This window comes from Nocardioides sp. GCM10028917 (genome assembly GCF_042666175.1).
Lineage (GTDB): Bacteria > Actinomycetota > Actinomycetes > Propionibacteriales > Nocardioidaceae > Nocardioides.
In genome coordinates this window covers 88,337-107,100 of sequence record NZ_JBHTFL010000014.1, presented here as the reverse complement: position 1 = coordinate 107,100, position 18,764 = coordinate 88,337, and the positions used below count along the sequence as shown (strand labels likewise).

17 protein-coding genes are annotated in these 18,764 nt (G+C 72.1%); 9 read left to right on the top strand and 8 right to left on the bottom strand.

Annotated elements, in window-relative coordinates; translation table 11 throughout:
* The 3 genes from ACFQW6_RS22795 to ACFQW6_RS22785 all read right to left on the bottom strand — a co-directional run.
* Nucleotides 1-1,163 (bottom strand): HNH endonuclease (locus tag ACFQW6_RS22795; protein ID WP_378550970.1); only part of this gene is annotated, 1,163 nt, incomplete at its 3' end.
* Nucleotides 1,164-1,282: 119 nt separating this feature from the next.
* Entirely contained in the window at nucleotides 1,283-2,023 is a 741-nt protein-coding gene (locus tag ACFQW6_RS22790) for a dienelactone hydrolase family protein (RefSeq protein WP_378550969.1), read from the bottom strand.
* Nucleotides 2,024-2,069: 46 nt separating this feature from the next.
* Nucleotides 2,070-2,714 (bottom strand): sulfotransferase family 2 domain-containing protein, encoded by a 645-nt coding sequence (locus ACFQW6_RS22785; RefSeq protein WP_378550968.1) that lies wholly within the window; start codon nucleotides 2,712-2,714, stop codon nucleotides 2,070-2,072.
* Between the two features lie 91 nt (nucleotides 2,715-2,805).
* Here ACFQW6_RS22785 and ACFQW6_RS22780 point away from each other — a divergent pair, with 91 nt between their 5' ends.
* Nucleotides 2,806-3,483 (top strand): hypothetical protein, encoded by a 678-nt coding sequence (locus tag ACFQW6_RS22780; protein ID WP_378550967.1) that lies wholly within the window; start codon nucleotides 2,806-2,808, stop codon nucleotides 3,481-3,483.
* Here ACFQW6_RS22780 and ACFQW6_RS22775 read toward each other — a convergent pair.
* Nucleotides 3,474-4,118 (bottom strand): sulfotransferase family 2 domain-containing protein, encoded by a 645-nt coding sequence (locus ACFQW6_RS22775; protein ID WP_378550966.1) that lies wholly within the window; start codon nucleotides 4,116-4,118, stop codon nucleotides 3,474-3,476. The genes ACFQW6_RS22780 and ACFQW6_RS22775 overlap by 10 nt on opposite strands.
* A 41-nt stretch (nucleotides 4,119-4,159) precedes the next feature.
* Between ACFQW6_RS22775 and abc-f the strand changes: the two genes are divergently transcribed.
* Both abc-f and ACFQW6_RS22765 read left to right on the top strand, forming a co-directional pair.
* Entirely contained in the window at nucleotides 4,160-5,797 is a 1,638-nt protein-coding gene (abc-f, locus tag ACFQW6_RS22770; RefSeq protein ID WP_378550965.1) for a ribosomal protection-like ABC-F family protein, read from the top strand.
* Nucleotides 5,798-5,807: 10 nt separating this feature from the next.
* On the top strand, nucleotides 5,808-6,371 hold the full coding sequence (locus ACFQW6_RS22765) for a cytochrome b/b6 domain-containing protein (RefSeq protein ID WP_378550963.1): 564 nt from the start codon (nucleotides 5,808-5,810) through the stop codon (nucleotides 6,369-6,371).
* A gap of 24 nt (nucleotides 6,372-6,395) precedes the next feature.
* Here ACFQW6_RS22765 and trxA read toward each other — a convergent pair whose 3' ends face one another.
* The 4 genes from trxA to ACFQW6_RS22745 are packed head-to-tail and all read right to left on the bottom strand — an operon-like array spanning nucleotide 6,396 to nucleotide 10,058.
* A complete protein-coding gene (gene trxA, locus ACFQW6_RS22760; RefSeq protein ID WP_378550961.1) occupies nucleotides 6,396-7,076 on the bottom strand; it encodes a thioredoxin in 681 nt (226 codons plus the stop codon).
* Complete coding sequence (locus ACFQW6_RS22755) at nucleotides 7,073-8,662, bottom strand: FAD-binding oxidoreductase (protein WP_378550959.1); 1,590 nt, start codon at nucleotides 8,660-8,662, stop codon at nucleotides 7,073-7,075. The genes trxA and ACFQW6_RS22755 overlap by 4 nt, the downstream gene beginning before the upstream one ends.
* Nucleotides 8,659-9,348 (bottom strand): MBL fold metallo-hydrolase, encoded by a 690-nt coding sequence (locus ACFQW6_RS22750; protein WP_378550957.1) that lies wholly within the window; start codon nucleotides 9,346-9,348, stop codon nucleotides 8,659-8,661. Before ACFQW6_RS22750 ends, ACFQW6_RS22755 begins: the two co-directional genes overlap by 4 nt.
* On the bottom strand, nucleotides 9,342-10,058 hold the full coding sequence (locus ACFQW6_RS22745) for a maleylpyruvate isomerase family mycothiol-dependent enzyme (RefSeq protein WP_378550955.1): 717 nt from the start codon (nucleotides 10,056-10,058) through the stop codon (nucleotides 9,342-9,344). The genes ACFQW6_RS22750 and ACFQW6_RS22745 overlap by 7 nt, the downstream gene beginning before the upstream one ends.
* Nucleotides 10,059-10,227: 169 nt before the next feature.
* On the opposite strand from ACFQW6_RS22745, the gene uvrA reads away from it, so the two are divergent.
* The 6 genes from uvrA (at nucleotide 10,228) to whiA (ending at nucleotide 18,757) form a co-directional block, all read left to right on the top strand.
* Nucleotides 10,228-13,248: an excinuclease ABC subunit UvrA gene (uvrA, locus tag ACFQW6_RS22740; protein WP_378550953.1), complete on the top strand. Its 3,021-nt coding sequence runs from the start codon at nucleotides 10,228-10,230 to the stop codon at nucleotides 13,246-13,248.
* A gap of 73 nt (nucleotides 13,249-13,321) precedes the next feature.
* On the top strand, nucleotides 13,322-13,798 hold the full coding sequence (locus ACFQW6_RS22735; RefSeq protein ID WP_378550951.1) for a Rieske (2Fe-2S) protein: 477 nt from the start codon (nucleotides 13,322-13,324) through the stop codon (nucleotides 13,796-13,798).
* Nucleotides 13,799-13,831: 33 nt separating this feature from the next.
* Entirely contained in the window at nucleotides 13,832-15,862 is a 2,031-nt protein-coding gene (uvrC, locus tag ACFQW6_RS22730; protein ID WP_378550949.1) for an excinuclease ABC subunit UvrC, read from the top strand.
* 2 nt (nucleotides 15,863-15,864) lie between these two features.
* Complete coding sequence (gene rapZ, locus ACFQW6_RS22725; RefSeq protein WP_378550947.1) at nucleotides 15,865-16,731, top strand: RNase adapter RapZ; 867 nt, start codon at nucleotides 15,865-15,867, stop codon at nucleotides 16,729-16,731.
* 1 nt (nucleotide 16,732) lies between these two features.
* Nucleotides 16,733-17,701 carry a uridine diphosphate-N-acetylglucosamine-binding protein YvcK gene (gene yvcK, locus ACFQW6_RS22720; protein ID WP_378550945.1) on the top strand — a complete coding sequence of 323 codons (969 nt, stop codon included), beginning with the start codon at nucleotides 16,733-16,735 and terminating at the stop codon, nucleotides 17,699-17,701.
* A gap of 69 nt (nucleotides 17,702-17,770) precedes the next feature.
* Nucleotides 17,771-18,757: a DNA-binding protein WhiA gene (gene whiA / locus ACFQW6_RS22715; RefSeq protein ID WP_378550943.1), complete on the top strand. Its 987-nt coding sequence runs from the start codon at nucleotides 17,771-17,773 to the stop codon at nucleotides 18,755-18,757.
* The last annotated feature ends 7 nt before the right edge of the window (nucleotides 18,758-18,764 follow it).

Sequence of the window (18,764 nt, the reverse complement as noted above, 5' to 3'; positions counted from 1 at the left end):
TGGTGAACTTCCTCATCACAACTCCTCAGGTGAGGTGTTGCGTCACTACCTAGAACTCGCCTGCGATCCCGCAGGATCACTTGCTCACGGATCCGGTCGGGCACCTCGTACGCCGGCGTGGAGAGGTCGGCGTTGAGGTCGATCACCGGCTTCACGGTGACCTTCGTGCGGGTGTCGCCGCACCAGTTCCTGACTTGGTCGAGGACGACGAGGCGTTTCCGCTCCTCGAGTCGACCGGTCGCGTCGAAGACTGTCGCGTCGCCGACAGCGCTGACATCGAAGTGGGCGTGCAGCACGACCTCGCGGGCGGCCGGCAAGCCGTCAGCATTGCGGGCGCCGGTAGCGCCGTGGGCGTGGAGGTCGAGGGCGGTCTGGGTCCGGGCCAGGTCGCCGAGGGCAGCGGCACGCCGGGCATCGAGCGGCGCCTTGGACCCGAGCGCCTTCAACGTTTCCGCGCCGTGAGCGAGGACCCGGTCGAGGTCCAGGGCGTCGGCGAGGTCGAGCTCGGCCTCGAGGCGCATCGTCCCCGCGTAGTGCACGTCGTCGTCGTGGATCGTGGCGTGGCGCGGGTCGACGTGGAGGTAGCCGTCCTCCGGGTCAGCAGCCGGGTCGGTGCTCACGAGGTCGAACCGCTTGATCGCCTCCGCGACCAGCCGGTCCAGCTGCGCCGCACCAACTCGACCGGCGACCGCGGCGACCTGCGCGTCCACGAAAGCCGCTGCCTCGACAGTCAGCGCCGGGGTCGAGTGGATAGTGACCTCGGCGACCGCGCGCGCCCGCCACGCCGGCACCCGGCCTGCCTGGACCTGCGCCCACAGCCGCGGGAGGCGGTGCCGGAGCTCGAGAGCGTGGCCCACGAGCTTCTTCGCCGCGGTCGTCGAGATCCCCAGGACGGTGCCGAGCTCGGCCAGGCAGAACTCCGCCACCAGCGGCGCACCCTCGCCCGCGATGGGCTCCTCGTGCTCACAGCCCGGCACGGTGAACGCGGCCGCGTCGTGGATGGACTCCGGCGGGTGCAGGTCGGCCCACTGAGCAGCCAGGACGAGCTGGGCCGCTGCCGCGCGTTCCTCATCGACGCGCTGGGCACGGATTGCTGACAGGATCGCGGAGGCGGTGAGGTCGTCGACCTCGCCTGCTCCAGAGCCTGCCAGCGTCTCGATCATGTGTTCGATCCTATCGGCGACCACCGACATCAGCCATGGCTGTGGACGGTTGCTGGACACCCTTCTCAGAGTGGTTTCGTGACGGGACTTCGTCCCTTCCTCAACCAGCGACCAGGCAGCTATCGCAGCCGCGAACCGAAGAACTCAAGCACCGCGTCCACGGCCACCTGAGAGCGGTGCTCCGTCACCGTGGAGTGGCCCTTGCCCTCGAGCTCGACGCGGAGGAAGGCGTCACCGAGCTCGGTCGTGAGCGTCTCGAAGCGCTTGCCGATCGCGGGGTCGGAGCGGAAGCGGACGCCGAGCACCTGCTGACCGGCGGAGCAGCGGCCCTTGACGATGTCGAGGTCGCCGGGGGAGAGGTTGACGTCGCGGGACCGTGCGGGGCTCACCGCGAACGGAGTGCTCGGCTGGCACAGCACCGGAGCGACGACCGACTCGTCGACCATCATCGCGAGGGCGAAGCCGCCGGTGAAGCACATCCCGCGCGCACCGACGCCGGGCCCGCCGAGCTCGGCGTGGAGCTCGCGCGCCAGGGATCGGAGCCACCCGGCCACCGGGGTCGTGACGCCACGGGCGAGCTTGGTGAGCTCCCGGCTGATGCAGACCCGGGGGAAGACCCGTGCCACGTCGGCGTTGTTGAACTCGGGGCCGGCCGGGCCGAAGAGGTGCGGCAGCAGGACCGTGTAGCCGGCCGCGACCAGCTCCTCGCCGAAGCGGACCACGCCGGCGGTCAGGCCCGGCAGCTCGTGGATGACCACCACTCCGGGGCCGGTCCCGCGACGCCAGACGGGGTGGGTGGTCGGGACGCCCGCCACGTCATCGGTGTGCTCGCTGCGGGTCCAGCCGTCGAGTGCGTCCACGGGAGGAATGTGGCAGGCCGGGGATCCGAGCGGAAGGGCAACGGGGTCAGAAGGTGTAGCCGAACGCCTCGAGGTCGGGCGCGTAGACCTCGGCGACCTTCGCCCGGGTCGCGTCGGTGTAGTAGTCGCGATAGCTGCCGTGCGGCGACTTGTTGCGGTGCGGCACATGGACCGGCTCGCCGCCGAGCCGGCGCTCGACGTGGGCGAGGTCGTCGGCGAACGTCTCGGTCCGTCCGACGAAGTCGACCTCGCGGTCGGGCGCGCGCAGGTAGTCCACCTGCGGCCGGCCGACCCGGGGCAGCTCCTCGGTGCCGCGCAGCACGAACTCGTCGAAGCCGGCGTACGACGCTGCCGCCCGCCACATGTCGTTGCCGCGCATCCGCGTGGCCTCCGCGCCCTGGGGGCGGCCGCTGGACGGTCCCCACTCGCGGTCCCAGTCCTGGATCATCGACCACCACGAGACCATCCGCGCCCAGGGGTTCCGGACGAACGCGAAGGACCAGTAGCCCGCCGTCTGCGGCTCGGCGCGGAGGATCCGGGCGTACGGGGCATGGCGGCCGAGCGGGGGCGTGACGCCGGGTGCCTTGCTCCGCGCATCGGGGCAGCAGCGCTCGAACGCGACCCCGACCGACACCCCGCCCGTCTTGGGCACGTGCACGAAGAGCGCACGCCTGGCGTCGGAGATGAGCACGGGCGCGAGGCTAACCCACGCACCGGTGACAGGCCCCGCCTGCGTCTCGCCCGCCCGCCGACCGGACGGGCCGGTGCGGGATGATCGGCCGGTGATGACGTTCCTCGAGCTCGGGCCCGGCCGGGACTTCGTGCTCCTCGCCCTGCCCAAGACGGCGAGCACGGCCCTCGAGCGGACGCTGTCGCCGTACGCCACCGAGTCGGTCAGCGCACCACCCGGCCGCAAGCACCTCCCGGCGCGGGGGTTCGTGCACACCAAGGCACACGAGCTCGCCGAGCAGGGGCATCCGCGCGAGTCCTACGAGCTCGTCGCCATGTTCCGTGAACCGATCGCCTGGCTCGAGTCGTGGTGGCGCTACCGGGCCCGGGAGGACAGCCGGCAGTCGACCGCCGACATGACGTTCGAGGAGTTCGCGCTGCACTACCTCGCCGGCCACGACGACGCGCCGGTCCCCAAGGGGCGCCCGGCGAGGTTCATCCACGCCCAGGGCGCGGTTGCCGTCGACCGGGTCTTCGCCGTCGAGCGGCCCGACGTCTGGTCGGCATGGTTCAGCGAGCGGATCGGCCGGCCGCTGGACTTCGAGCGGCGCAACGCCTCCACCGCTGAGCACGGGGAGCTCGGTTTCGCCACCCGCGAGGCGCTGGTGGCCCACTTCGCGCCGGAGTACGACGTGTGGCGCCGGCTCGAGGCCACGGGCGAGTGGGCGGGCGCGCGCGGCACCCGGCTGCCGGACCTCGACGGCCCGGCAGGTCCCAGCCGTCAGTCGTAGGTGTAACCGAAGACCTCGATGTCCTCGGCGTAGACCTCGGCGACCCGCTGGCGGGTTTCGTCGGTGTAGTAGTCGTGGTAGGTGCCGTGCTTGGACTTGTTCTTGTGCACCGGCGTCGACGGCTCGAGCCCGAGCTGCACCTGCACCTGCTGCAGGTCCGCGACGAAGTTCTCCGTGCGACCGATGAAGTCGACCTCGCGGCCGTGCTTCGGCGCGCGCAGGTAGGTGATCTGCGGCGTCCCGACGCGCGGCAGCTCCTCGGTCCCGCGCATCACGAACTCGTCGAAGCCGGAGTAGGCCGCGGCCGCTCGCCACATGGCGTTGCCGTCGCGCATCGAGCCGTGCCTGACGTCCTGCGGCTTGCCGCTGCTCGGCCCGTGCCGACGGTCCCAGGCCGAGATCATCGAGTACCACGAGACCATCCGGGCCCACGGGTTGCGGACGAACCCGAAGGTCCAGTAGTCGATCACCTGGGGCTCGGTCTTGATGATCTTGCCGAGCGTCGCGTGGCGGCCGATCGGGACGCGGGCCTTGCGCGCATCGGGGCAGGCCTCCTTGACGGTCTCCTCCACCGACACGCCGCCCGTCTTGGGGACGTGGACGAAGAGGACCTTGCGCGAGTCGCTGATCAGCACGCGGCGAGGTTATCCCACGCTCCGCTGACTACTCTGGGCGCGTGACCGGCACCCTTGTCGCGAAGGACCTGGCCGGTGGCCACGGGCCGCGCACCCTCTTCGAGTCCCTCGACCTCACCGTCTCCCCGGGGGACGTGGTGGGGGTCGTCGGGGCCAACGGCGCCGGGAAGTCGACGCTGCTGCGACTGCTCGCCGGCGAGTCGACGCCGATGGCCGGGCGGGTGTCGACCGCACCTTCGGACGCCTTCGTGGGCTGGCTCCCGCAGGAGCACGAGCGCATCGTCGGGGAGACGATCGCCGGCTACCTCGGCCGCCGGACGGGTGCGACTCGCGCGACCCGGGCGATGGAGGACGCCGCCGCGGCGCTCGAGTCGGAGGACCCTGAGGCCCCCGACGTGTACGCCGTCGCGCTGGACCACTGGCTGGCGACGGGTGCGCCGGACCTCGAGGACCGTGCTCCCGCGGTCCTGGCTGAGCTGGGTCTCGACCTCGGGCTGGACGCTCTCATGACCACGCTCTCGGGCGGTCAGGCGGCTCGTGCCGCCCTCGCTGCGCTGCTGCTGAGCCGGTTCGACGTCGTGCTGCTCGACGAGCCCACCAACGACCTCGACCTCGCCGGTCTCGAGCGGCTGGAGTCGTTCGTGCGTGGCCTCCGCGCCGGCGTCGTCGTGGTCTCCCACGACCGGGAGTTCCTGGCGCGCTGCGTCACCCGGGTCGTCGAGCTCGACCTCGCCCAGCGCCAGGTCGCGGTGTACGACGGTGGCTACGACGCCTACCTCGAGGAGCGGGCGGTCGCCCGGCGGCACGCCCGCCAGGCCTACGAGGAGTTCGCGGACAAGAAGGCCGACCTCGTCTCCCGGGCCCGCACCCAGCGGGAGTGGAGCTCGCAGGGCGTGCGCAACGCGATGCGGAAGGCGCCCGACAACGACAAGATCCGCCGGCGCGCGCAGAGCGAGTCGTCGGAGAAGCAGGCCCAGAAGGTGCGACAGATGGAGTCCCGGATCGCGCGCCTCGAGGAGGTCGAGGAGCCCCGCAAGGAGTGGGTGCTGCAGTTCGACATCGCGACCGCACGCCGCTCATCGAGCGTCGTCGCGGTCCTCGACGCGGCGGTCGTCCGGCTGGGCGACTTCCAGCTCGGGCCGGTGTCGCTCCAGGTCTCGGCCGGGGACCGCATCGCCATCACCGGCCCCAACGGCGCCGGCAAGACCACCCTGCTGCGGCTGCTGCTCGGTCACGTGGCACCCGACGAGGGCCGTGCCACCCTTGGCGCGAGCGTCGCGGTCGGCGAGATCGACCAGGCCCGTACGTCCCTGGCGGAGGCACTGCCGCTCTGCGACGCCTTCGAGGCCGCCGTGCCGGCGATGACCCCCGCGGAGGTGCGCACCCTGCTGGCCAAGTTCGGCCTCAAGGCCGACCAGGTCGCCAGCCTCGTCCACCGGCTCTCGCCCGGCGAGCGCACCCGGGCCGCCATGGCGCTCCTGCAGGCCCGCGGCGTCAACCTGCTCGTCCTCGACGAGCCCACCAACCACCTCGACCTGCCCGCGATCGAGCAGCTCGAGCAGGCCCTGGCGACGTACGACGGGACGCTGCTCCTGGTCTCCCACGACCGCCGGATGCTCGCCAACGTCACGCTCGACCAGCGCTGGGACCTCGACGGCGGCCGCGTCACCGCTCGCTAGCATCCCCGACGTGACGACGACGGGGGACATGCGTGGGTACCGCGTCTCGCAGAAGGTCCTGCACTGGCTGACCGTGCTCGCGGTGGCCGCCCAGTTCTCGGTCGGCTACCTCCTCGACCTCGACGGGAACTGCGACCCGCCCGGTGAGGAGCGGAGCGGCGGCGACACCAGCGACGCCGAGGAGGAGCGGCTCGACCGGCTCGAGGACCAGTGCGAGGCCCGCGCCGACGACTACGACCTGCTCGGCGGTGGGTTCGACCTCGCCGAGCTGCACCTGCTGCTCGGCCTCACCGTGCTGGCGCTGGGCGTCGTACGACCGCTGTGGCGCAGGGTCGCCGGTCTGCCGCCGTGGTCGGAGCACCTCTCGGCCGGTCAGCGACGCCTGGTCCACTGGACCGAGCGCGCCCTCCTGGCGCTGCTCGTCGTCGTGCCGCTCAGCGGGATCGTGCTGGTCACCACCGGGGACGACGCCTGGCTGCCGCTGCACGTCGGCGCCCACGTGGCGTTCTTCGTGGCGCTCGCGGCTCACCTGTCGACCAACCTGCGGCCGGTGATCCTGCGGCGGATGACCTGAGCGTCGGTCGGGTGCGCGGAGGGCTCAGGCCTCGAGCGGCCAGCCCCGCTGCGCCCAGCCGCCGGTGCCGCCCGCCACGTTGATCGCCGCGACGCCCTTCGCACGCAGGTGGTCCACGACCTGGCGGCTGCGGCCGCCGGCCTGGCAGATGACGAAGACGGGCTGGTCCTGCGGCAGCTCCGCGACCCGGGCGGGGACGTCGTTCATCGGGATGTGCACGGCGCCGGGAACGCGGCCGCCGGCCACCTCGTCGGCCTCGCGGACGTCGACGACGTAGGCGCCCTGGCTGTGGGCCGCGGCGAACTCGTCGAGGCCGACCTCGTCCTGGGGACCGTTGGCGGCGGCCTCCTGCGCGGCGGCCACCTCCTGGCGCACGGCGTCCATGTCGAGCTCGCGGGCCTGCTCGATCACGCCGGTGAGGGCCTGTGGCGGGAGCGCACCGGCCTGGTTGAAGAGCAGGATGCCGTCGCGGAAGAGCATGAGGGTCGGGATGGACGTGATCGCAGCCATCTGGGCGAGCTGCTGCTCGGCCTCGGTGTCGACCTTGCCGAAGACGATGTCGGGGTTGTCCTCGGACGCCTTCTCGAAGACGGGGGCGAACTGGCGGCACGGTCCGCACCACGCAGCCCAGAAGTCGACGAGGACGATGCCCTCGCCGCTCACGGTCTGCTCGAAGTCGGCCAGGGTCAGCTCACGCGTGCTCATGCCTCCAGCCTGCCACGGCGGTCCGAGTCGAGCAGCACCCCCGGGTTCAGCACCCAGGCCGGGTCGAGGACGGACTTCGCCGCGGCCAGGGCGGCGGCGAACGCGTCGGGCCGCTGCTCGTCGTACCAGGGTCGGTGGTCGCGGCCCACCGCGTGGTGGTGGGTGATGGTGCCGCCGTGGTCCACGATCGCGCGCGACACGCTCGCCTTCACCTCGTCCCACTGCTCGACCAGCGATCCCCAGCGCCCGGGGGCGTAGACGCCGTAGTAGGGCGCCGGGCCGTCGGGGTAGACGTGGGTGAACCGACAGGTGACCACCGCCGCGCCGCAGACCCGCTCCGCAGCCTCATGGGCGGCGGCGGTGACCGCGGCGTGGAGCGCGGGGAAGCGGTCCCAGGTGCAGGCGGTCTCGAGGGTCTCGACGACCATCGAGCGCCGGGCCATCGCGTCGCGCTGGTAGGGCATCCTGATGAACGACGAGCGCCAGCTCGCGGCCGCGCCGGCGTCGCCCCGCTCCGGGGTCGTCGCCGCGCCGCCGTGCTCGGCGGTGATCGCGAGGGCTCGCGCGACCGCGTCGTCGACGGGGTGGTCGGCCGACTCGAAGCCGAGCACGAGCACGCCGCCGCTGGTCGACGATCCCGCGTTGAGGAAGGCCTCCGCCGGGTCGAGCAGCCGGCAGTTGCCGGGGTGCAGGCCGGACTGCGCAATCGCGCGGGTGGCGTCGACCGCTCGCTCGTAGGAGTCGAACGTCACGGACGCCGTACGCCGCCACCGCGGCCGCTGCTGGAGCCTGACCCATGCCTCGGTGATCACTCCGAGCGTGCCCTCCGAGCCGAGGAACAGGCGGTCGGGCGAGGGCCCCGCACCCGAGCCGGGCAGCCGCCGGGTCTCGGTGACCCCGGCCGGCGCGACGACCCGCATGGACTCGGTCAGGTCGTCGATGTGGGTGTGGAGGGTGGCGAAGTGACCGCCCGCCCGCGTCGCCAGCCACCCGCCGAGCGTCGAGAACTCGAAGGACTGGGGAAAGTGCCGCAGGGTCAGCCCGTGGGGGCGGAGCTGGTCCTCGAGGTGCGGGCCGAGGACGCCGCCCTGCACGCGGGCGGCGCGGCTGAGCGCGTCGACCTCGAGCACCCGGTCGAGGCGCCCGAGGTCGAGGGTGACCGCTGGGCCGTCGAAGCGCGGCTCGACGCCGCCGACGACCGAGCTGCCGCCGCCGTACGGCACCACGGCGACGTCCTCCCCGCTGCACCACTCGAGGACGGCCGCCACCTCGTCGTCGTCACGGGGCCGGACGACGACGTCCGGGAGCGGTCCGACGTCGCCCTGGAGGTTGCGCACCACGTCGCGGAAGGCCTTGCCGCGGGCGTGGGAGAGCCGGTCGGTGGGCTCGGTGGACGCGATCGCCTGCATCCGCGGTGGGACGGAGATGCGGGGAGCCGGCAGGGCGAGCGAGGCCGGGTCAGGTGGGTCGTGCGGGGTGAAGTCGTGGTCGGGGAGCAGGGCCGAGGCGCGGGCCACCAGGGCCCCGGCCTCCTCGGTGGTGACCGCCTGCCCGACCTCGCCCCAGCCCCACCACGAGCGCGTCACCAGCCGCGCTCGCGCCACTCCGCGAGGTGGGGCCGCTCGTCGCCGAGCCGGCCGTCCCCGCCGTGCCCGGGGTAGAACCACGTCTCGTCGGGGAGCCGGCCGAAGATCTTGGTCTCCACCTCGCCGACGAGCTGGGCGAAGGCGTCGGCGTCACCGAACGTCGCTCCCACCCCGCCGGGGAAGAGGGAGTCGCCGGTGAACAGGTGCGGGGTGGGGCCGACGGCATCGTCTCGCAGGAGCAGGCAGATCGACCCGGGCGTGTGCCCGGCCACGGGGATCACCGACAGGTCGCAGGTGCCGACCGCGACCTTGTCGCCCGCGCCAACGCGGCGCTCCACGCTGACGCCGGTCTGCTCCTCGATGGCATCGGCGTCGGGGGCGCCGGCCACCACCGTCGCGTCGGGGTGCGCGGCCTTCACGGCGGCGAGCGCCCGGTGGTGGTCCCAGTGCTGGTGCGTGGTGACGATCGACGTCAGCGAGCTGTCGCCGATCAGCTCGAGCAGCCGCTCCGGCTCGGCGGCGGCGTCGACGAGGACGAGCTCCTCGGTCTCGCCGCAGCGGAGCAGGTAGCAGTTGTTGGACATCTCCGGGTCGACCGCGACCTTGGTCAGCGTCAGGCAGCCGAGCGCGCGGATGTCGGGAGCGCCACCGGGCGCCACGTCGCCGGTGTAGCCGTCGTTCACCATGTCTCCACCTCCGGGAGGTCGTTCGAGTCGGACGTGAGGCCCTCGCCGGAGCCCCGGCCGGTCAGCCACCACCCCAGCGCGGCCGACGTACCGGTGACGACGGGGCCCCCGTCGCCCTGCTCGGGCGAGGGGCCGTAGTGCCAGGTGCGGTCGAGGTCGGTGGGACGTACGTCGAAGGGCGCGGGGTAGGGGCGCTTGGTCATCGACTCCAGCAGGATCGCCCGGAAGTCTGCCGGCCAGTCGTCGGCGGTGTAGCCGGTGCCGAGGTCTGCGTGGTGGATCTCGAGCTCGCGCAGTCGCATCAGCACGACGTTGCGCAGCGCGAAGTCAGGTCCACCTGGCGTGCGCTCGAAACGGCCCTCCCAGTCGGTCTCGTGCATCGCCCCGAGCGCCTCCTCGAAGCGGGTGGTGGCGGCGAGGAAGCGGTCCCGCAGCTCGGCGGGCGCGACCGCGGCGAGCTCCTCGATGTCGGCGTCGCGGGCCTCGGACGAGGCGTACATGGGCTGTGGCCGGCCGACGTGCGCCCCGTGGAGGACGCCCGCCAGCCCCTCGCCGTTGAGCGCGAGGTGGGCCACGACGTGAGCACGCGTCCAGCCGGGGAGTTGGGACGGCTCGGCATACTGGGAGTCGGAGAGCGCGTCGACCGTGCGGACGAGCGCTCGATCGGCTCGGGCGATGGTGTCCGGGTCGGGTCTCGGGACGTCGATCACCCGCCCATCGTGCCACTTCGACAGACACCCCAGGGTCCACCCTGCCGGGTGGACGATGGGCCCGCTGTCGGTGGCGCGTGAGAATGTTGACCGGTGCGTCGACTTGCCAGCGACGACGCCCCGGGACGAACATGTGTTCGACTCCGTCAAAGCCAGAACGAGGACCACTGTGGCCGACCAGCTCATCATCCGGGGCGCCCGGGAGCACAACCTCAAGGACGTCTCCCTCGACCTCCCGCGTGACTCGCTCATCGTCTTCACCGGGCTGTCCGGGTCGGGCAAGTCGAGCCTGGCGTTCGACACGATCTTCGCCGAGGGGCAGCGCCGCTACGTCGAGTCGCTCTCGGCCTACGCCCGCCAGTTCCTCGGGCAGATGGACAAGCCCGACGTCGACTTCATCGAGGGCCTGAGCCCGGCGGTCAGCATCGACCAGAAGTCCACCTCGAAGAACCCGCGCTCCACCGTCGGCACGATCACCGAGGTCTACGACTACCTCCGCCTGCTCTACGCCCGCGCGGGCCGCGCCCACTGCCCGACCTGCGGCGCCCCGATCGAGCGCCAGACCCCGCAGCAGATCGTCGACCGCATCCTCGCGCTGGAGGAGGGGCGGCGCTTCCAGGTGCTCGCGCCGGTCATCCGGGGCCGCAAGGGCGAGTACGTCGAGCTCTTCCGCCAGCTCCAGCAGCAGGGCTTCAGCCGCGCGCGCGTCGACGGCCAGACCCACACGCTCGACGACCCGCCGACCCTCGACAAGAAGCTCAAGCACACGATCGAGGTCGTGGTCGACCGCCTCGCGGTCAAGGAGTCGTCCAAGCGTCGCCTCACCGACTCGGTCGAGACCGCGCTGGGCCTCGCCGGCGGGCTGGTGGTCTTCGACTTCGTCGACCTCGACGCCAAGGACCCCGGGCGCGAGATGAAGTTCTCGGAGAAGATGGCGTGCCCCAACGACCACACCATCGACACCGACGACCTCGAGCCGCGCTCGTTCTCCTTCAACTCGCCCTTCGGCGCGTGCACCGTCTGCTCGGGCCTCGGCACCCGGATGGAGGTCGACCCCGAGCTGGTCGTCCCCGACCAGGGGGCCACCCTCGGCGAGGGCGCCATCGCGCCGTGGAGCGGAGCGCACGTCGCCGACTACTTCCTCCGCCTGGTCAACGCGCTGGGCGAGGAGCTCGGCTTCGACCTCAACACCCCGTGGGACCAGCTGACCCCCAAGGCGCGCACCTCCCTGCTCGAGGGCCACAAGACCAAGGTCCACGTCGTCACCAAGAACCGCTACGGCCGCCAGCGCGCCTACTACGCGGCGTTCGAGGGCGTGCGCCCCTACGTCGAGCGCCGGCACCGCGAGGCCGAGTCCGACACGAGCCGGGAGCGGTTCGAGGGCTTCATGCGCGAGGTGCCGTGCCCTGCCTGCCGCGGCACTCGCCTCAAGCCGGTCTCGGTGTCGGTCACCCTGGGTGCCCGCGACGAGGGCGGCAAGAACATCGCCGAGGTCTGTGCGCTGCCGATCAACGAGGCCGCCCACTACCTCCGCACCGTCGACCTCTCCGTGCGTGAGCGCCAGATCGGCGAACGGGTGCTCAAGGAGATCCAGGAGCGCCTGCAGTTCCTGCTCGACGTCGGCCTCGACTACCTCTCCCTCGACCGGCCGAGCGGCTCCCTCTCCGGCGGCGAGGCACAGCGCATCCGCCTCGCGACCCAGATCGGCGCCGGCCTCGTCGGCGTCCTCTACGTCCTGGACGAGCCGTCGATCGGGTTGCACCAGCGCGACAACCAGCGCCTCATCGAGACGCTGGTGCGGCTCAAGGAGCTCGGCAACACCCTGATCGTGGTCGAGCACGACGAGGAGACCGTCCGCGTCGCCGACTGGGTGGTGGACATCGGGCCGGGCGCCGGCGAGCACGGCGGCCAGGTCGTCCACTCGGGCACGGTCGAGGACCTCCTCACCCACCCCGACTCGATGACGGGCCAGTACCTCAGCGGTCGGCGTGAGATCCCCGTCCCCGCCGTGCGCCGTCCGCGCACCAAGGGCCGCGAGCTCACCGTCCACGGAGCCCGCGAGCACAACCTGCGGGACGTCGACGTCAGCTTCCCGCTCGGCGTCTTCACCGCCGTCACCGGCGTCTCCGGATCCGGCAAGTCGACGCTGGTCAACGACATCCTCTACACCTCGTTGGCCAAGCAGATCTACAACGCCCGCACGGTCCCCGGTCGCCACACCAAGATCACCGGCCTCGACCACGTCGACAAGGTGATCCACGTCGACCAGTCGCCGATCGGTCGCACCCCGCGGTCCAACCCGGCCACCTACACCGGGGTCTTCGACCACGTCCGCCGGCTCTTCGCCTCCACCCCGGAGGCCAAGATGCGGGGCTACCTGCAGGGCCGCTTCTCGTTCAACGTCAAGGGCGGACGCTGCGAGGCGTGCTCCGGCGACGGCACGATCAAGATCGAGATGAACTTCCTCCCGGACGTCTACGTCCCGTGCGAGGTGTGCCACGGCGCCCGCTACAACCGCGAGACGCTCGAGGTCCACTACAAGGGCAAGACCATCGCCGAGGTCCTCGACATGCCGATCGAGGAGGCCGCCGAGTTCTTCGCCGCGGTGCCCGCCATCGCGCGTCACATGAAGACGCTGGAGGAGGTCGGGCTCGGCTACGTCCGCCTCGGACAGCCGGCGACGACGCTCTCCGGCGGCGAGGCCCAGCGCGTCAAGCTCGCCAGCGAGCTGCAGAAGCGCTCCACCGGCCGCACGGTCTACGTCCTCGACGAGCCGACGACCGGCCTGCACTTCGAGGACATCCGCAAGCTGCTGGGCGTGCTGTCCAGCCTGGTCGACAAGGGCAACTCCGTCCTGGTGATCGAGCACAACCTCGACGTCATCAAGACGGCCGACTGGATCATCGACATGGGTCCCGAGGGCGGGTCCCGTGGCGGCATGGTCGTCGCCGAGGGCACGCCCGAGGAGGTCGCGGCGGTCCCGGAGAGCCACACGGGCACGTTCCTCGCGCCGATCCTCGAGGGTCGTGGCGCGCAGCAGCCCGGTGCGCCACGGCGCCAGAAGGTCGTCGCCGCCAAGTCGGCCCCTGCATCGAGGACGACCAAGAAGGCGCCGGCGAAGAAGACGGCCTCGAAGACGGCGGCGAAGAAGGCCCCGGCCCGGAAGGCTGCTGCGAAGAAGTCCTCGTGAGCACCATCCTCGTGATGACCATCCTCGTGATGACCATCAGGGTCCTCACACGACCGCTGGCTAGGGTCGCCGCATGACCGCCATGAACAGACGTCGCGCCCTGACCGGCTCCGCCGCCATCGTCGTCGGTGTCCCCGTCCTCGCCGCGTGCGGCTCCGACGACGAGCCGACGGCCACCGACCCGTCCTCGTCGGCCTCGCCGTCGCCGAGCGACGAGTCGCCCTCGGAGCCCAGCGCCGACGGGACGGAGACCCCGAGCGCCGCGGCGGCGTTGGCGACCACCTCCTCCGTGCCGGTGGGTGGTTGCTTCGTCAACGCGGACGCCAAGGTCGTGGTGACCCAGCCGACCGAGGGTGACTTCAAGGCGTTCTCAGCCGTGTGCACCCACCAGGGCTGCCTCGTCGAGTCCAGCAGCGACGGCGAGATCCCGTGCCCGTGCCACCTCAGCCGCTTCTCCCTGGATGACGGGTCGCCGCTGTCGGGACCGGCGTCGGCGCCCCTCGCGCCGGTCGGGATCACCGTCGACGGCGACTCGATCACCCAGGCCTGATCCGCTGTCGGGGGCCGCCCGTAGGGTTGGCGGGTGGCCACGCCGAGCTCCTATCGACCCGCGCCCGGGTCGATCCCGACCAAGCCGGGGGTCTACCGCTTCCGCGACGCCAAGGGCCGCGTCATCTACGTCGGCAAGGCCAAGAGCCTGCGCCCGCGCCTGTCGTCGTACTTCCAGGACATCGGCAACCTCCACCCGCGCACGGCGACCATGGTCACGACCGGCGCGAGCGTGGAGTGGACCGTCGTCGACACCGAGGTCGAGGCCCTCCAGCTGGAGTACAGCTGGATCAAGGAGTTCGACCCACGCTTCAACGTCAAGTACCGCGACGACAAGTCCTACCCCTGGCTGGCGGTGACCGTCGGCGAGGAGTTTCCCCGGGTGATGGTCGGCCGCGGTGCCAAGCGCAAGGGCACCCGCTACTTCGGCCCCTACAGCCACGCCTGGGCGATCCGCGAGACCGTCGACCTGCTGCTGCGCGTCTTCCCGATGCGCTCGTGCAGCAACGGCGTCTTCAGGCGCTCGGCCCAGATCGGTCGCCCGTGCCTGCTGGGCTACATCGACAAGTGCGCCGCCCCGTGCGTCGGCAACGTCACGCCCGAGGAGCACCGCGAGATCGTCGACGACTTCTGCGACTTCATGGCCGGCAACACGGCGGCCTTCACCAAGCGCATCGAGCGGGAGATGTACGCCGCCTCGGAGGCGCTCGACTTCGAGAAGGCCGCCCGGCTCCGTGACGACCTCGGCGCGCTCACCAAGGCGCTGGAGAAGCAGGCCGTGGTGCTGCGCGACGGCACCGACGCCGACGTGATCGCGCTCGCCGAGGACCCGCTCGAGGTCGCCGTGCAGATCTTCTACGTGCGTGGAGGTCGCATCCGCGGCCAGCGCGGCTGGGTCGCCGACCGCACCGACGAGGGCGGCACCCCCGAGCTGGTGCAGGACTTCCTCCTCCAGCTCTACGGCGGCGAGGACGACGCCATCCCGCGCGAGGTGCTGGTGCCGGCCCTGCCGCCGGACAGCGACGTGCTGGAGCAGCTGCTCAGCGAGCGGCGGGGGAGCAGGGTCGCCATCCGCGTCCCGCAGCGCGGCGACAAGCGCGACCTCCAGCAGACGGTGGCCAACAACGCCCTCCAGGCGCTCGCCCTGCACAAGACCAAGCGGGCCAGCGACCTCACGACCCGCAACCGCGCGCTCGAGGAGATCCAGCAGTCACTGGGGCTCGACGAGGTGCCGCTGCGGATCGAGTGCTACGACGTCTCCAACCTCCAGGGCACCGAGGTCGTCGCCTCGATGGTGGTCTTCGAGGACGGCCTCTCCCGCAAGTCCGAGTACCGCCGGTTCGTGATCCGCGGCGTGGACGGCCAGAACGACGTCGCCTCGATGCACGAGGTGATCACCCGGCGGTTCCGGCGGCTGCTCGACGAGCAGAGCAAGCACGGCGCTGAGCTTCAAGCGGCTCCTGCGGTCGGCCAGAGTGCTCCGCAAGCGGAGCAGTCTGGCCAACCGCCGTCAGGTCCGATGCTCGTCGATCCGGAGACAGGTCGCCCGCGCAAGTTCGCCTACGCGCCCTCGCTGGTCGTCGTCGACGGCGGACCGCCCCAGGTGGCGGCGGCCCAGCAGGCGCTCGCCGAGCTCGGCATCAACGACGTACCCGTGTGCGGGCTGGCCAAGCGGCTGGAGGAGGTGTGGCTGCCGGGGGAGGAGGACCCGGTGATCATGGCCCGCACCAGCGAGGGCCTCTACCTCCTGCAGCGGATCCGCGACGAGGCCCACCGCTTCGCCATCACCCACCACCGCAACCGGCGCTCCAAGTCGATGGTGGAGAGCACCCTCGACGACGTCCCGGGGCTCGGGGAGGTGCGTCGCAAGACGCTCCTCAAGCACTTCGGGTCGCTCAAGAAGCTGCGCGAGGCCGACGTCGACCAGATCGCGCTCGTCCCCGGCATCGGGCCGCGGACGGCCACGGCCATCAAGGACGCCGTCGCCAAGGCCGAGGCGACCGGCAAGACTGCTGCCAAGGCGCCGACCGTCAACACCGCCACCGGCGAGATCCTGGAGGACTGAGAGTGGAACCCACGCCCGGCGAGCTCGTGATCGTCACCGGCATGACCGGCGCCGGTCGCAGCACGGCAGCCAAGGAGCTCGAGGACCTCGGCTACTTCGTCGTCGACAACCTCCCCCCGACGCTGGTGCGCGACGTCGTGCGGCTCGTCGACGACAGCCGCGGCATCGACCAGCCGATCGCGGTGGTGGTCGACGTCCGGTCGGGCTCGTTCTTCGACTCCCTGCAGGCCAACCGCCACCAGCAGGTGACCGGCCGCCCCACGACGCTGCTCTTCCTCGAGGCGACCGAGGAGGTGCTGGTGCGCCGCCAGGAGGCCGCCCGCCGGCCGCACCCCCTGCAGGGGGGCGGACGCCTCCTCCACGGCCTGCAGCGCGAGCGCGGCGTGATGGCTGACATCCGCGGCGACGCCGACGTGCTGCTCGACACCTCCAACTTCAACGTCCACCAGCTCCAGGACCGGATCGCCGAGCTGTTCGGCACGGCGGCCTCGACGCGCCTCAAGGTCACGGTCATCAGCTTCGGCTTCAAGTACGGCATCCCCGTCGACGCCGACTGGGTGGCCGACATGCGCTTCCTGCCCAACCCGCACTGGGTCCCCGAGCTGCGCCCGCAGAACGGTCGCGATCCCGACGTGTCGGACTACGTGCTCTCCCAGCCCGGCGCGGGCCGGTTCCTGGAGCAGTACCTCCCCGTCCTCAAGACGGTCGCGGAGGGATACCTGGACGAGGGCAAGCGGTTCATGCAGGTCGCCATCGGCTGCACGGGCGGCAAGCACCGCAGTGTCGCGATGACCGAGGAGATCGCCGGGCTCCTCCGCGAGTCCGGCTACGACGTCAGCACCGCCCACCGCGACCTCGGCAGGGAGTGACGTGGCCCGCGACACCGCCCAGGCTGCGGTGGCCCTCGGCGGCGGGCACGGCCTGTTCGCGACCCTGTCGGCGCTGCGCCGGCTCCACGACGACCTCACGATCGACGACCTGACGGCCGTCGTGACCGTCGCCGACAACGGCGGCTCGTCCGGCCGGCTGCGCGGCGAGTTCGGCGTCCTGCCCCCGGGCGACCTGCGGATGGCGCTCGCCGCGCTCTGCGGCGACGACGAGTGGGGACGCACGTGGGCCGAGGTCCTGCAGCACCGCTTCGCCGGCCAGGGCGAGATGAACGGCCACGTCGTCGGCAACCTGCTGATCGTCGGGCTCTGGGAGCTCATGGGCGAGCCGGTCCGGGCGCTCGACTGGGTCGGGCGGCTCCTCGGCGCCCACGGTCGCGTGCTGCCGATGGCGACCACGCCGATGGACATCACGGCGCGGGTCCGGGGCGCCGAGGAGGCCGACCCGGAGGCCGTCACCGTCGTACGCGGCCAGGTGGAGGTGGCCACCACGGGCGGCCGCATCGAGTCGGTCGCCCTCGTCCCGGAGGACCCGCAGGCCTGTGCCGAGGCCGTCGACGCGATCCTCGCCGCCGAGTGGGTCGTGCTCGGCCCGGGGTCGTGGTTCAGCTCGGTGATCCCGCACCTGATGGTGCCCGGGCTCCGCCGTGCCCTCGCCGAGACCGCCGGGCGGCTCGTCGTGGTGCTCAACCTCGAGGCGCAGGCGGGTGAGACGACCGGCTTCGGTCCTGCCGACCACCTCGCCGCCCTGTTCGAGCACGCACCCGACCTGACGGTCCACGCGGTGCTCGTCGACGCGTCCGCGATCGCGGACGACCACGCCCGGCTGGAGAAGGACGTGGCCGACCGCGGAGCCCGTCTGGTGGTGGCCGACATCGCCGTCCCGGGGGAGCCGCGCCACGACCCCGACCGGCTCGCGGAGGCGTTCCGCCGGGTCGTGGACGAGGCCTGAATCACGCCTGCGCGGGCGGCTCGACCGTTCCCGCCGAGGGTCGTTGACCTACGTGGCAGGATTCGCCCCATGGCTATGACGGCACAGGTGAAGGCAGAGCTCGCCTCCACCCAGATCACCAAGACCTGCTGCCGCAAGGCCGAGGTCGCCTCGATGCTCCGCTTCGCCGGGGGACTGCACATCGTGAGCGGCCGCATCGTCGTGGAGGCCGAGCTCGACACCGGCGCCGCGGCCCGGCGTCTCCGCACGGACATCTCCGAGGTCTACGGCCACCCGTCCGACGTGGTGATGGTCCAGGGCAACGGCATCCGCAAGGGCAGCCGCTACATCGTGCGCGTCACCAAGGACGGCGAGGCGCTGGCCCGCCAGACCGGCCTGCTCGACCAGCGCGGCCGCCCGGTGCGCGGCCTGCCGCCGGCGGTGGTCAGCGGTGGCGGGTGCGACGCCGTCGCCGCCTGGCGCGGTGCCTTCCTGGCCCACGGCTCGCTCACCGAGCCGGGGCGCTCGTCGTCGCTGGAGATCACCTGCCCCGGCCCGGAGGCCGCGCTCGCCATCGTCGGCGTCGCCCGCCGCCTCGGCATCTCCGCCAAGGCGCGCGAGGTGCGAGGCGTGGACCGCGTGGTGATCCGCGACGGCGACGCGATCGGCGCGCTGCTGACCCGGCTCGGCGCCCACGAGTCGCTGATGGCCTGGGAGGAGCGGCGGATGCGGCGCGAGGTCCGCGCCACCGCCAACCGTCTTGCCAACTTCGACGACGCCAACCTGCGCCGCTCGGCCCGCGCCGCGGTGGCCGCCGGTGCGCGCGTGGAGCGCGCCTTGGAGATCCTCGGCGAGGAGATCCCCGACCACCTCCGCCAGGCCGGCCACCTGCGCCTCGAGCACAAGCAGGCCTCGCTCGAGGAGCTCGGCCAGCTGCACGACCCCGTGCTGACCAAGGACGCGATTGCCGGCCGCATCCGGCGCCTGCTGGCGATGGCCGACAAGCGCGCCGAGGACCTGGGCATCCCCGACACGGAGTCGTCGCTGACCCCGGAGATGCTGGCCGACGAGGTCTGACCGGCCC

Coding starts and splice junctions, on each gene's coding strand:
- trxA (WP_378550961.1), bottom strand. CDS start 7,076: ATGAGCACGCGTGAGCTGACCCTGGCCGACTTCGAGCAGACCGTGAGC.
- ACFQW6_RS22735 (WP_378550951.1), top strand. CDS start 13,322: ATGACCGCCATGAACAGACGTCGCGCCCTGACCGGCTCCGCCGCCATC.
- ACFQW6_RS22750 (WP_378550957.1), bottom strand. CDS start 9,348: ATGGTGAACGACGGCTACACCGGCGACGTGGCGCCCGGTGGCGCTCCC.
- whiA (WP_378550943.1), top strand. CDS start 17,771: ATGGCTATGACGGCACAGGTGAAGGCAGAGCTCGCCTCCACCCAGATC.